The following is a 14016-nucleotide window of genomic DNA, read 5'->3' as shown; positions in this document are numbered from 1 at the left end:
CGCAGGTCAGCGCGGACGGATTCGCGCCGTCGGCCTCCCCGGGGGTCAGTCCGCGTGGCAGCCGAGCAGTTCGGCCGTCGTGCCGGCCGCCTTCGTCCGCAGGGTGACGACCTTGTCCACGCGGGTGGCGTCCTGGTCGAAGCGGAAGTCCGCGCGGCCCACCTCGCCGCCGTCCTCGGCCTGGGAGCGGACCGTGCAGTAACCGGTGACGCCGGAGTCCTTGCGGACCTCCAGGTGCACCTGCACCGAGTCCTCCGCGAGCTCGAAGCCGATCAGCTCACCGCTGATCTTGTTCTGGCCGACATAGTGATAGCCGAACCAGCCGAGCACCGCGAGCATGACGGCGCCGAGCACGGCGCCGACGATCTTGAGGTTGCGGTCGGCCCGTGCGTCCGAGGAGCGGCCGTAGCGGCTCTCGGGCGCTCGTGTGCTCGCCGTACTCATGATCGTCCTCTCGGCAGGTGCCGGTCGTCCCGGGCTCCGGAATTATTCCGCTCCCGATTCGGTCACTATAGAAGCCTCCCACCCGCCACCCGACCGCCGCCCCTCACGGACGCCCCTACGGGGCGGCACCTATTGGATTGCGCCGATGCACACAGGGCGCCGACTGACCGAGGATTGAGTCTTGACTGACCAGCTGCGACTGATGGCCGTGCACGCCCACCCCGACGACGAGTCGAGCAAGGGCGCGGCCACCATGGCGAAGTACGTGTCCGAGGGGGTGGACGTGTTGGTCGTGACCTGCACGGGCGGGGAACGCGGCTCCATCCTCAACCCGAAGCTCCAGGGTGACGCGTACATCGAGGAGAACATCCACGAGGTGCGCAGGAAGGAGATGGACGAGGCCCGGGAGATCCTGGGTGTCAAGCAGGAGTGGCTCGGCTTCGTCGACTCCGGCCTGCCCGAGGGCGACCCGCTGCCGCCGCTGCCGGAGGGCTGCTTCGCCCTCGAGGACGTCGACAAGGCGGCCGGCGAGCTGGTGCGCAAGATCCGCTCCTTCCGTCCCCAGGTGATCACCACCTACGACGAGAACGGCGGCTACCCGCACCCCGACCACATCATGACCCACAAGATCACGATGGTGGCCTTCGAGGGCGCGGCCGACACCGAGAAGTACCCGGAGGGCGAGTACGGGACGGCCTACCAGCCGCTGAAGGTGTACTACAACCAGGGATTCAACCGTCCCCGCACCGAGGCGCTGCACAACGCGCTGCTGGAGCGCGGCCTGGAGTCCCCCTACGGGGACTGGCTCAAGCGCTGGTCGGAGTTCGAGCGCACGGAGCGCACGCTCACCACGCACGTGCCCTGCGCGGACTTCTTCGAGATCCGGGACAAGGCGCTGATCGCGCACGCCACGCAGATCGACCCCGACGGGGGCTGGTTCCGGGTGCCGATGGAGCTCCAGAAGGAGGTCTGGCCGACCGAGGAGTACGAGCTGGCGAAGTCGCTCGTGGACACCTCCCTCCCCGAGGACGACCTCTTCGCGGGCATCCGGGACAATGCCTGACATGAGTGCAAGCGCAAGCATGGCAATGACGCACCTCGTCACTCTCGCCGAGCTGGACGAGGACAAGGTGACGCCCGGTGTCCTCGGGTTCATCGTCTTCGCGGTGATGGCTCTGGCGGTGTGGGGGCTGATGCGGTCCATGAGCCGGCACATGGGCAAGGTGGACTTCAAGGAGGCGCCGGACCCCTCCGGCGGTGAGGCGGGGGAGACGCGGCGGGGTTAGCGGGGTCGCCGGGGCGCGCGCGGGCGGGGGCCACGCCGCGCCCACCCGTGCCGCCCCAGCCACCCGTGCCGCCCCAGCCGCACGACCGCCCGCGGCCGGGACGGCCGTGGCTGGTCACTGCTGGGCCGTCACCGCCACGCCCATGACCTCGCGGGCCTGGCGATCGGGGACCATGCCCAGGCGCCAGGCCTGCCAGCCGGCCTCCAGCTGGACGCCTCGCTCCAGGAGCAGCTGGTAGGCGTCGACGTAGTCGTCCAGCTTGGTGTCCCGTGCCGGATGGCGGGTCCGGGCGAGCTGGGCCAGCTCCTCCTGCGCCACCGCCGTACCGACCTCCACCCCGCCCGGGGCGGCGTACGGCAGCAGTGTGCAGCGCAGGAAGCGGGCCCAGTCCTCGCCCCGGCGGTCGCCGTACGCCGAGAACAGCGCCAGCGCCTCGTCGCACAGGGCCAGGGCCTGCGGCGTACGGGCGTTGCCCGCGTCCACCACCGCCAGTTCCAGGCAGGTCCACGCCTCCCCGTGGCCGACGCCGATGCGCTGGAAGTCGGCGCGGGCGTCGACGAGGAGCTGGCGGGCGAAGCCCGAGTTGCGCAGCGAGCCGGTGTGGGCGGCGCGCTGGTCGCGGGTGACCCGCGCCGAGTGGTGCCGGGCGCAGGCCAGGCCGTACACGTCCCGCATCCGGGAGAACATCGTGCGGGAGCGCTCCAGCTCGCGCACCGCCTGGTCCAGGGCGCCCGTCTCCTCCAGCGCCTGGCCGACGTAGTAGACCGTCCACGCCTCGCCGCGCGCGTCCTCGTTCTCCCGGTGCCGGGCCGCCGCCCGCCGCAGCTCCTCCAGTGCCTCGGAGGCGTCGCCGTCCACCAGGCGCGCCCGGGCCAGCTGGGTCAGCGCCCACGCCTCGCCGCGGGCGTCCTGGGTGCGGCCGTACAGCTCCAGGGCCGCGCGCAGCTCCGCCTCGGCCCGCGGCACGTCGCCCATGCGCAGGCGCAGCTGGCCGAGCTGGAAGTGGGCCCACGCCTGGCCGTGCACCGACTCGCCCGCCCGGTGCAGCACCAGTGACTCGGTGAGCAGGTCCATGGCCTCCGCGAGCCGCGCCCGGTCCCGCTGCACCGCCGCCAGCGCGTGCAGCGTCCACGCCCGGTCCGTGTCCAGCTCGGGCGCGGCCTGGAGGTCCAGCGCCTCCCGCAGTTTCGCCGCCGCCTCGGTCAGGTTGCCCTGGTGATGGAGCGTGATGCCCAGCGAGCACAGGGCACGCGCCGCCCCCGCGTCGTGGTGGGCCTCCATGTACAGGTCGACCACGGAGGTGAGCGTGGTGCGCGCCTTGTCCAGCTCGCCCAGCTGCCGGGCCGCGATACCGGTGCGCCACTGCACCGAGCGCACCAGCAGCCCTTGGTCCACGGACTGCGCCAGTTCGCTGATCTCACCCAGCCGGTACAGGTCGCCGCGCAGCAGGCAGTAGTCGCACAGCGCGCCCAGCAGGTTCAGCACCGCGCCCTGGTCGACGCCCTCCGCGTGCCTGAGCGTCGCCGTGATGAAGCTCGACTCGTCGTCCAGCCAGCGCAGCGCCTCGTCCAGGGACGTGAAGCCGTGGCTCCCGAACTGGTCGGAGCGGGTCGACACGTTGCCGTCGACCAGGCGCAGCACGGAGTCGGCCAGCTCGGCGTGGTTGGCGATGAGGCGTTCCTGCGCGGCCGTCCGCTCGCCGGGCTCCTCCTCGTCGGCGAGCCGGGCGCGGGCGAAGACGCGTACGACGTCGTGCAGCCGGTAGCGGCTGCCCCGGACGTGGTCGAGCAGGCCCGCCCGCGACAGCGCCGTCAGCTGCCGGGTCGCCTCCGTCTCGTCCGTGGCCAGCAGCGCGGCGGCGGCGGCCGCGCCCAGCGAGGTGCGGCCCGCCAGCGCCAGCCGGCGCAGCAGCCGCCGGGCCGGCTCCGGCAGGTCGGTGTAGCGCAGCCACAGCGCCCGCTCGACCGGCTCGACGGGCCCGTAGGCGCCCAGGTCGGTCGCCAGGGCGCGCGGCGAGCGCGGGCCCAGTGAGGACCCCGCGACCCGCAGGGCCAGCGGCAGACCGCCGCACAACTGCCGGATCCGGTCGGTGGACTCGGCGTCGTACGGCCCCGAGGCGTCCTCGGCGGCGGCGCCCAGCAGCTCCTCCGCGCCCGCCGCGTCCAGCGCCTCGACCGGCAGGTGGTGCACCCGGGCGGGCAGGTCGGCGGGCAGCTCCAGCGCGTGGCGCGCGGTGACCAGCACCAGGCTGTCCGACCGCTCCGGCACCAGCGTGCGGACCTGCTCGGCGTCCGCGGCGTCGTCCAGGACGACGGTGACCGGGACGCCCGTCAGATGCTGGTGGTACAACTCGCTGAGCCGCTTGACCTGCTGGTCCGCCGAGGACCGCTCGCGGAACAGCAACTGCTCGCGGGGCGCCCCGAGCCGGTTCAGCAGGTGCAGCAGGGCGTCGCGGGTGCTCAGCGGCGCCTCACCGCCGGACGCCGGACCATCCCCGCGCAGGTCGACCAGGCACGCCCCGCGGAAGTAGTCCCGCAGTTCGTGGGTGGCCCGCACCGCGAGCGTCGTACGGCCGCTGCCCGGGGCGCCGTGCAGCACGACCACCGTCGGCTGCGTCTCCGTGCTCGCCCGGGCCGCCTGCACCCACTGGCGCAGCCGCGCCATCTCGTGGCGCCGGCCCGCGAAGGTGCCCTCGGGCTCGGGGAGCTGCGCGTACGACTGCTCCAGCGCGTTGCGTCCGCGGGCCGCGGCGCTCTTGTCGGCGCCCCGCAGCTTCGGCCCGGTCTTCTTCGGCCCGGTGGACGCGGCGAGCATCCGCTGCTGGTCCAGGAACGGGCGGATGCCCCGCACCTCCAGCGCCGTCAGCCACTGCAGCCTCAACTGCTCGGGCCCGCCGGGCTGGCCGGCCGCTCCGGCGCGGTGGTGGGCGGCCGGTACGTGGGAGCCGACGACCTTCACGACGGTCGCCGCGGCGCCGACGAGCCCGACGGTCACTCCCGCGCCCACGGCGGTGCCGGTGCCGGTGCCGAGCGCCATGTCGGCGACCACCGCGGCGACGGCCGCCACGGCGGCCACCAGCAGGGGGGTGCCGGCGCCCTCCCGGGCGTAGCGCTGCCGGAAGGTGAGCTGGCCGGCCGCCGCCTCGTCGAGGGCGCGGGTGTAGGTCTCGTACTCCTCGGCGGCCGTCCCCGCCATCGCGTCGAGGGCCCCGCGCGCCCGGGACAGCAGGACGTTGCCGTCCGTGCGCCCGCCCGTGCGCCGTACCTCCTCCTCCACGGCCCGCCGCAGCAGCCGCTCGGCCTCCGCCCGATGACTGTCCCGCATCTAGCGCCCCCTCCGGCGGCAACTCCCTGGCAACTCCTGGACCTCCAAGTGTCCTTGCGACACGGTGTCAGCGCGAGGGGGCCACGATCACTGTTTGCGCGGGGACCCCCCGGGGCCCGTGGCGCACGGGCGCGGCCCGGGGTGCGTGCGCCAGGATGGGGGTATGTCCAATCGACTCGCGCAGGCCACGTCCCCGTACCTCCTCCAGCACGCGGACAACCCCGTCGACTGGTGGCCGTGGGAGCCCCAGGCGTTCGAGGAGGCGCGGCGGCGCGACGTCCCCGTCCTCCTGAGCGTCGGCTACAGCGCCTGTCACTGGTGTCACGTCATGGCCCACGAGTCCTTCGAGGACGAGGCCACCGCCGCCTACCTGAACGAGCACTTCGTGTCCGTCAAGGTCGACCGCGAGGAGCGCCCCGACGTCGACGCCGTCTACATGGAGGCCGTGCAGGCCGCCACCGGGCAGGGCGGCTGGCCCATGACCGTCTTCCTCACCCCGGACGCCGAGCCCTTCTACTTCGGCACCTACTACCCGCCCGAGCCCCGGCACGGCATGCCGTCGTTCCGCCAGGTGCTCCAGGGCGTCCACCAGGCCTGGGCCGAGCGGCGGGACGAGGTCACCGAGGTCTCGGCGAACATCGTGCGGGAACTGGCCGGGCGGGAGATCTCCTACGGCGACAAGGAGGCGCCCGGCGAGGCGGAGCTGGGGCAGGCGCTGCTCGGGCTGACCCGGGAGTACGACGCGCGGCGCGGCGGGTTCGGCGGGGCGCCGAAGTTCCCGCCGTCCATGGTGGTGGAGTTCCTGCTGCGCCACCACGCGCGCACCGGAGCGCAGGGCGCGCTCGAGATGGCGCGGGACACCTGCGAGCGGATGGCGCGCGGCGGCATCTACGACCAGTTGGGCGGCGGCTTCGCGCGGTACTCCGTCGACCGCGACTGGGTCGTGCCCCACTTCGAGAAGATGCTCTACGACAACGCCCTGCTGTGCCGGGTCTACGCCCACCTGTGGCGCTCCACCGGCTCCGACCTCGCGCGCCGGGTCGCGCTGGAGACCGCCGACTTCATGGTGCGTGAACTGCGCACCGCCGAGGGGGGTTTCGCCTCCGCGCTGGACGCGGACAGCGACGACGGCACGGGCCGGCACGTCGAGGGCGCGTACTACGTGTGGACGCCCGCGCGGCTCGCCGAGGTGCTCGGGGAGGACGACGCGGCGCTCGCCGCCCAGTACTTCGGCGTGACGGTGGAGGGCACGTTCGAGCACGGTGCCTCCGTGCTGCAACTGCCGCAGCAGGAGGGCGTCTTCGACGCCGGGCGGATCGCCTCGGTCCGGGAGCGGCTGCTGGCCGCGCGTCAGGAGCGGCCCGCCCCGGGCCGGGACGACAAGGTGGTCGCCGCCTGGAACGGCCTCGCGATCGCCGCGCTCGCCGAGACGGGCGCCTACTTCGACCGCCCCGACCTGGTGGACGCCGCCGTCGGCGCCGCCGATCTGCTCGTGCGCCTGCACCTCGACGAACAGGCGCGGCTCTCCCGGACCAGCAAGGACGGCCGGGCGGGCGCCCACGCCGGGGTGCTGGAGGACTACGCGGACGTGGCGGAGGGCTTCCTCGCGCTCGCGTCGGTCACCGGGGAGGGCGTCTGGCTGGACTTCGCCGGGCTGCTGCTCGACCACGTCCTCACCCGCTTCGTCGACGAGAACGGCTCGCTCTACGACACCGCGTCCGACGCCGAGCGGCTCATCCGCCGCCCGCAGGACCCCACCGACAACGCCACCCCGTCCGGCTGGACCGCCGCCGCCGGTGCCCTGCTCTCCTACGCCGCCCACACCGGCTCCGAGCCGCACCGCACCGCCGCCGAGCACGCCCTCGGCGTGGTGAAGGCGCTCGGTCCGCGGGTCCCGCGCTTCATCGGGTGGGGGCTGGCCGCGGCGGAGGCGCTGCTCGACGGTCCCCGCGAGGTCGCCGTCGTGCGGGCCGGGGCGGCGGCCGGGCCGGGGTCCGGGGCGGGGGACGACGCGGCGAGGAGCCTGCACCGCACGGCTCTGCTGGGCACCGCGCCCGGTGCCGTCGTCGCCTTCGGCGCCGAGGGGAGCGACGAGTTCCCCCTGCTCGCCGACCGGCCGCTGGTGGGCGGGGCGCCGGCCGCGTACGTCTGCCGGAACTTCACCTGTGACGCGCCGACGACCGATCCGGAACGTCTGCGTGCCGCGCTGAACAGCTAAAACGACACAAACAGCAAGGGTCTGGACGGAACCGCGGGGCGAAATGTTCAGACCTGGCCCCCGTTGTGAGGAAACAAGCTCTTCATTGAAAGGGCTGATGGGTTTCACGAAAACCCCCTAATCTCTTCACGGTGTCGCGGCGGAGGGGCCGCCCGGGTTCGGGCGGCCGCCGCGGCAGGGGGATTTCAAGATCTGGGGGGATCTTTTTGCTGACGTCCGTCTTCATCGCTGCCGTTTCCCTGGCGCTCTTCTGGATGGCGGCGTTCACGCTGTGGTGGCAGATGCACGCCTGGCGTACGCCGGAGGTTCTCGCCTCCACCCGGTTCAGCCGGCCCGACGGCGACGAGCACGTGTCGTTCTCGCTGCTCGTGCCCGCGCGGCACGAGCAGGCCGTGCTCGACCACACCATCCAGCGGCTGCTGACCTCGTCCCACACCGACTTCGAGATCATCGTGATCGTCGGACACGACGACCCGGAGACCACCGCCGTCGCCGAGCGGGCCGCCGGCCGCGATCCGCGCGTGCGGGTCGTCGTCGACGTCCACGAGCGGAAGAACAAGCCGAAGGCCATGAACACGGCGCTGCCGCACTGCCGCGGCGACGTCGTCGGGGTCTTCGACGCCGAGGACCAGGTCCACCCCGAACTGCTCGCCCACGTCGACCACGCCTTCCGCACCACCGGCGCCGACGTCGTGCAGGGCGGGGTCCAGCTGATCAACTTCCACTCCAGCTGGTACAGCCTGCGCAACTGCCTGGAGTACTTCTTCTGGTTCCGCTCCCGGCTGCACCTGCACGCGCAGAAGGGGTTCATCCCGCTCGGCGGCAACACCGTCTTCGTCCGCACCGACGTGCTGCGGGCGGCCGACGGCTGGGACCCGGACTGCCTGGCCGAGGACTGCGATCTCGGCGTACGGCTCTCCAGCTCCGGCAAGAAGGTCGTCGTCGCCTACGACTCCGACATGGTGACCCGGGAGGAGACCCCGGGCTCGCTGGTGTCCCTGCTCAAGCAGCGCACCCGCTGGAACCAGGGCTTCCTCCAGGTGTACCGGAAGAAGGACTGGCGGCAACTGCCCACCTTCACCCAGCGGTTGCTGGCCCGCTACACCCTGATGACGCCGTTCCTCCAGGCCTTCACCGGCGTCATCATCCCGCTCAACGCGGCCATCGCGCTCTTCCTGGACGTACCCGTCGGCATCGCCTTCATCACCTTCCTGCCGGCCGTCACCGCCCTGGTCACCTTCGTCTTCGAGGTCGTCGGACTGCACGACTTCGGCAAGCAGTACGGGCTGCGGGTGCGCTTCACGCACTACCTGAAGCTGATCGTCGGCGGCCCCTTCTACCAGGTACTCCTCGCCGGTGCCGCCGTCCGCGCCGTGTGGCGCGAGCAGCGCGGCCGCACCGACTGGGAGCTGACCAGCCATGTCGGCGCGCACCTCGCGCCCGTGGACCGAGAGGACGTTCCCGCGTGACCTCCACCCTCCCCGCGGCGACCGGCACCAAGGTCCCCGCGCAACGCAGGCCTGCCCACGACACCCACCCGGCCCCCGCGCCCGACGCGCCGCCGGGCCGGCTGCGCTCGTTCCGCGCCGACCTGCTGCTGTGCGGCGGGCTGCTCGTGGCGATCATGCTCGTGCAGGGCTGGAACATCTCCGACTACCCGACCCTCAGCGACGACGAGGGCACCTACCTCGCCCAGGCCTGGGCCGTCCAGCAGGGCGAGGGGCTGGCCCACTACACCTACTGGTACGACCACCCGCCGCTCGGCTGGATCCAGATCGCCGTCCTGACCTGGATACCCGCGCTGATCAGCCCCGACTGGATGACCGTCGGCACCATGCGCGGCGTGATGCTGATCGTCAGCGCCGTCTCCGCCGTCCTGGTCTACGTCATCGGCCGCCGGCTCTCGCTGCCCCGTTGGGCGGCCGGGCTCGGCATGGCCCTCTTCGGCTTCTCGCCGCTGTCGGTGGTCCTCCAGCGGGAGATCTTCCTCGACAACCTCGCGGTGATGTGGACGCTGCTGGCGTTCGCGCTGGCCGCCTCGCCGAGCCGGCACCTGTGGCACCACTTCGGCGCGGGCGTCGCCGCCGCCACGGCGGTGCTCACCAAGGAGACGATGCTCGTCGTCCTGCCCGCCGTGCTGCTCACCATGTGGCGGCACAGCCACCGGGACACCCGCAAGTTCGCGCTCACCGGCGCCGTCACGGCCTGCGCGCTCATCGGGTTCTCCTACCCCCTGTTCGCCCTGCTGAAGGGCGAGTTGCTGCCGGGCGGCGGGCACGTCTCGCTGTGGGAGGGAATCCAGTACCAGCTGACCCGCCCCGGCTCCGGCTTCATCCTCGACGAGGGCACCGGCTCGTGGGGCGTCCTGCAGTCCTGGCTGTACTACGACCGCGTCCTGCCGCTGGGCGGCCTCGCCGGCGCGGTGCTCCTGCTGGCCACCTGGCGCTGGTCGGTCACCGCCCGGTCCCTGGCCGGGCCGGCCCTGGCGGTCGCGATCCTCGCCGGCCTCGCCCTGCGCCCCAGCGGCTACCTGCCCGCGATGTACGTCATCCAGGCCCTGCCCTTCCTCGCCCTGGTGCTGGCCGGCGGCGCCGCGAGCGTCGCCCACGCCGTGCTGCGCAGATGGCGCGCCGAGGCCGAGAAACGGGGCGTCACCGTCGGCCGGTACGCGCTCGCCGGCATCCTGGTGCTCGCCGCCGGCGCCTACGTCGTACCGCGCTGGTACGACGGTGACCGCACCGCCGTCACCGCCGACGCCAACGCGCCCTACGAGGCCGCCGCCGACTGGCTGGCGACCGAGGTGCCGGACCCGGAGGACACCCGCGTCCTGGTCGACGACGCGCTCTGGCTGGACCTCGTGCACGCCGGGTACGAACCGGGGCTCGGCGTCATCTGGTTCTACAAGGCCGACCTCGACCCGGCCGTGACGAAGACGATGCCGGACGGCTGGCGGGACATCGACTACGTGGTCGCCTCCCCGACGGTGCGGCGCGACGCGGTCGACCTGCCCAACGTCAAGGCCGCCATGAACCACTCGGCCCCGGTCGCCGTCTTCGGGACCGGCGCGGACCGCATCGAGATCCGACGCGTCCAGCCCTCCGGAGGCGCCCGATGAGCCACGAGTCCACCGTCCCCGGCGAGCTGGGGCATCCGTCCGTACGTGCCGCGGAGGTGCCCGAGCCGGGCGCCGTCACCATCGTCGTGCCCACCTTCAACGAGTCGGGGAACGTACGGCGGCTGCTGCACCTGATCACCGAGTCGGTGCCCGCCCGGCTCCCGTGCGAGGTCGTCTTCGTGGACGACTCCACCGACGACACCCCGGACGTGATCCGCGCGGCGGCGCTCGACTGCCCCTTCCCGGTCACCGTCCTGCACCGCGAGGAGCCGGCCGGCGGGCTCGGCGGCGCGGTCGTCGAGGGCCTGAAGGCGGCCGGGTCGGACTGGATCGTCGTCATGGACGGCGACTGCCAGCACCCGCCCGCCCTGGTGCCGGAACTGGTCGCCACCGGCGAGCGGGCGAACGCCGGGCTCGTCGTCGCCTCCCGCTACATCAAGGGCGGCAGCCGCGCCGGCCTCGCGGGCAGCTACCGGATCGCGGTGTCGCGGGCGGCGACCTGGCTGACCAAGGCGCTCTTCCCGCGCCGGCTGCACGGCATCAGCGACCCGATGAGCGGCTTCTTCGCCATCCGCCGCAGCGAGGTCACCGCCGAGGTGCTCAAGCCGCTCGGCTACAAGATCCTCCTTGAGCTGGCCGTGCGCAGCCGCCCCCAGGCGGTCACCGAGGTGCCGTTCGTCTTCGAGGAGCGGTTCGCGGGGGAGTCCAAGTCCACCGCCCAGGAGGGCCTGCGCTTCCTGCGCCACCTGGCCGGACTGCGCACCGCCTCCCCGCTGGCCCGCATGGTCGTGTTCGGGCTGATCGGGCTGAGCGGCTTCGTGCCGAACCTGGCCGCCCTGTGGGCGCTCACCGAGGCGGGCGTGCACTACCTGCCCGCCGAGATCGCCGCCAACCAGTTCGGCGTGGCCTGGAACTTCCTGCTGCTGGAGCGGCTGCTCTTCCGCGACCGGCGCCGGCACCGGCACTGGGCCGACCGGACCGCGCGGTTCGCGCTGATAGCCAACGCCGACCTGGTGCTGCGCATACCGCTGATCGCGCTGCTGGTCGGGCAGTTCGGGCTGTCCGTGCTGCCGGCCACCGCGCTGGCCCTGGTCATCACCTTCGTCCTGCGCTTCGCGGGCACGGAGGCGCTCGTGTACCTCCCGCGCCGATCCCGCGAGGCCGCACGTACGGCCACCCGCACGGCCGCCCGCACCGCAAGGAGTGACGCATGAGAAGAAGATCCCGAAGGAGAACCTCCGCCCTCCTGGCGGTGTCCGCCCTCACCGGCGGCCTCCTGCTCACCGCGCCGCAGCCCGCCTCCGCCGCCAACCTGATCAAGAACCCCGGCTTCGAGACCGCCGGCACCGGCGACATGCCGTACTGCTGGTCGAAGTCCGGCTGGGGCGACAACGACTTCACCTTCGAGACGGTCGCCGACGCCCACTCCGGCACCAAGGCGATGAAGGTCGAGCTGACCCGCCGCGCCGAAGGCGACCGCAAGGCCCTGATCACCGAGTCCACCGAGTGCGCGCCGGTGGTGACCGCGGGCAAGCAGTACGACCTGTCCCTCTGGTACAAGACCACCACCCCGGACGCCTCCCTCACCCTCTTCCGGCACGACGCGACCGCCGGCTGGCAGTACTGGACCGACCTCAAGACGCTGGACCTGGCGGCCGACTGGACGCGGGCGAGCGTGCGCACACCCGAGGTCCCGGCCGGCACCGACCGCATCAGCTGGGGCGTGTCCGTCTACGGCACCGGCTCGGCGACCACCGACGACTACACGATGGACCAGGTCGCCGACCCGGTCCCGGACCCCGAGTGCACGGGCACCGCCGAGGAGTGCGCCAACGGCCGCTGGGACGTGCTGCCCACCCGGAACCCGGTCCGCTCCATGCACTCCGTCGTCCTGCACAACGGCAAGGTGCTGCTGATCGCGGGCTCCGGCAACGACCCGGAGATGTTCGAGGCGGGCACCTTCGAAACGGCGCTCTACGACCCCGAGACCGGCGACTACAAGGCGATCCCGACGCCGAAGGACATGTTCTGCGCCGGGCACGTGCAGCTCAAGGACGGCCGGGTCCTCGTCATGAGCGGCAACAAGGGCTACCCGTCCGCCGACGGCACGATCGGCTACCAGGGCTACAAGGACTCGTACATCTTCGACCCCGAGACCGAGGTCTACACCAAGACCAACGACATGAACGACGGCCACTGGTACCCGTCGGCGACCATCCTCGGCAACGGCGACGTCATCTCCTTCGGCGGGCTGCGCGAGGACTCCACCGGCTCGGTGACGGCCGACCTGTGGTCCGACGAGCAGCAGAAGTGGCTGCCGGCCTGGCAGGTCAACCAGACCTGGTCGTACTGGGGCCTGTACCCGTCGATGATCCTGATGCAGGACGGCCGCCTCTTCTACTCGGGCAGCCACGTCTTCGGCAACAACATCCCCGGCACCGGTTCGGCGATCTACGACTACGACGCCAACACCATCACCCAGGTCCCGGGCCTGCGGAAGAAGGACGAGCGGGACCAGTCGATGAGCGTGCTGCTGCCCCCGGCGCAGGACCAGAAGGTGCTGACCATCGGCGGCGGCAACATCGACTCCAACCCGGACGCCAACCGCCTCACCGACATCATCGACCTCAAGCAGCCCGACCCCGCGTACGTCGCCGGGCCCCCGCTCCCGCAGGGCACCGTCGACCTGGGCGACGGCCCGGTCCCGCAGACCGGCGACCAGGGCAAGATGTACGCCTCCGCGGTGCTGCTGCCCGACGGCAAGGTCCTGGAGACGGGCGGCGCGCTGCACAACCGGGCCGACCCGGTCTTCGAGACGTCGATCTTCGACCCGGCGACCGAGACCTTCGACCCGGTGGCCGTCGACCCCGAGGCCCGCGGCTACCACTCCTCGGCGTTCCTGCTGCCCGACGGCCGGGTGATGACGACCGGCGACAACCCGGGCAACGGCTCCTGGAACCACGACGTGTCGGTCTACACCCCGCCCTACCTGCTCAAGGGCGAGCGTCCGGCGATCACCTCGGTCATCGACACCGAGTGGACCTACGGCGACACCCAGCGGATCACCGTCGACCGGCCCATCGCCAAGGCCGAGCTGATCCGCCCGGCCGCCGTCACCCACTCCTCGGACCCGAACCAGCGGTTCGTGGACCTGCCGCTGTCCGTCGACGGGAACAACGTCGACCTCAACGTCACCAGCAACCCCAACCTGGCCCCGCCCGGCTGGTACATGCTCTTCGCGGTCGACGCGAACGGCGTGCCCTCGGTGGCGAAGTGGGTGCACCTCGACGGCCCGCAGGCGCTCAGCACCAAGGACGCCGCCGCCCACGTCCACTCCTTCGCCGACGCCCCGCGGGGCAAGGTGACCGAGCCGGGCAGGAAGCGGACCTCGCAGCCGGTCAGCCCCACCGTCTCCGGCTGCGACCGGCACTACGGCTCCGCCAACGTCTGCGTGCCGACCGCCTTCCCGGACGAGGTGAAGGCGACGACGGCGGAGCGCTGCACCTGGCTGAAGGAGCACGGCTACGGCCGTCTGAAGGTCAACGGCGAGGACGACCCGCTGAAGCTGGACCGCGACCGCGACGGCGTCGCCTGCGGCAAGGGCGACGTGCGCGGCAGGCGCTAGAGCG

The 14016-nt window shown here is 72.5% G+C and carries 9 protein-coding genes; 7 read left to right on the top strand and 2 right to left on the bottom strand.

All coding sequences use genetic code 11. The features are described from left to right. Positions 1-45 precede the first annotated feature (45 nt). Positions 46-444, bottom strand: a complete 399-nt coding sequence (locus tag ACFIF2_RS20425) for a DUF4307 domain-containing protein (protein WP_395574608.1) — start codon at positions 442-444, stop codon at positions 46-48. A gap of 202 nt (positions 445-646) precedes the next feature. On the opposite strand from ACFIF2_RS20425, the gene mca reads away from it, so the two are divergent. Next, a complete protein-coding gene (gene mca, locus ACFIF2_RS20420; RefSeq protein ID WP_395574650.1) occupies positions 647-1507 on the top strand; it encodes a mycothiol conjugate amidase Mca in 861 nt (286 codons plus the stop codon). Beyond that, the gene (locus tag ACFIF2_RS20415) at positions 1500-1730 is read left to right on the top strand and encodes a hypothetical protein (RefSeq protein ID WP_395574607.1); all 231 of its coding nucleotides are present in this window, start codon (positions 1500-1502) and stop codon (positions 1728-1730) included. Before mca ends, ACFIF2_RS20415 begins: the two co-directional genes overlap by 8 nt. Before the next feature lie 114 nt (positions 1731-1844). Here ACFIF2_RS20415 and ACFIF2_RS20410 read toward each other — a convergent pair whose 3' ends face one another. Continuing rightward, the gene (locus tag ACFIF2_RS20410) at positions 1845-5054 is read right to left on the bottom strand and encodes a tetratricopeptide repeat protein (protein ID WP_395574606.1); all 3210 of its coding nucleotides are present in this window, start codon (positions 5052-5054) and stop codon (positions 1845-1847) included. A gap of 163 nt (positions 5055-5217) precedes the next feature. Between ACFIF2_RS20410 and ACFIF2_RS20405 the strand changes: the two genes are divergently transcribed. The 5 genes from ACFIF2_RS20405 (at position 5218) to ACFIF2_RS20385 (ending at position 14012) form a co-directional block, all read left to right on the top strand. Continuing rightward, complete coding sequence (locus ACFIF2_RS20405; RefSeq protein ID WP_395574605.1) at positions 5218-7272, top strand: thioredoxin domain-containing protein; 2055 nt, start codon at positions 5218-5220, stop codon at positions 7270-7272. A gap of 206 nt (positions 7273-7478) precedes the next feature. Beyond that, on the top strand, positions 7479-8741 hold the full coding sequence (locus ACFIF2_RS20400; RefSeq protein ID WP_395574604.1) for a glycosyltransferase: 1263 nt from the start codon (positions 7479-7481) through the stop codon (positions 8739-8741). Next, a complete protein-coding gene (locus ACFIF2_RS20395; RefSeq protein ID WP_395574603.1) occupies positions 8738-10387 on the top strand; it encodes an ArnT family glycosyltransferase in 1650 nt (549 codons plus the stop codon). The genes ACFIF2_RS20400 and ACFIF2_RS20395 overlap by 4 nt, the downstream gene beginning before the upstream one ends. Continuing rightward, complete coding sequence (locus ACFIF2_RS20390; protein WP_395574602.1) at positions 10384-11601, top strand: glycosyltransferase; 1218 nt, start codon at positions 10384-10386, stop codon at positions 11599-11601. Before ACFIF2_RS20395 ends, ACFIF2_RS20390 begins: the two co-directional genes overlap by 4 nt. Further along, complete coding sequence (locus tag ACFIF2_RS20385) at positions 11598-14012, top strand: galactose oxidase-like domain-containing protein (RefSeq protein WP_395574601.1); 2415 nt, start codon at positions 11598-11600, stop codon at positions 14010-14012. The genes ACFIF2_RS20390 and ACFIF2_RS20385 overlap by 4 nt, the downstream gene beginning before the upstream one ends. The last annotated feature ends 4 nt before the right edge of the window (positions 14013-14016 follow it).

It is taken from the genome of Streptomyces sp. BK79 (assembly GCF_044142145.1).
Classification (GTDB): Bacteria; Actinomycetota; Actinomycetes; order Streptomycetales; family Streptomycetaceae; genus Streptomyces.
Note: the sequence above shows the minus strand (reverse complement) of the source record. Positions and strands in the feature narration are given on the sequence as shown.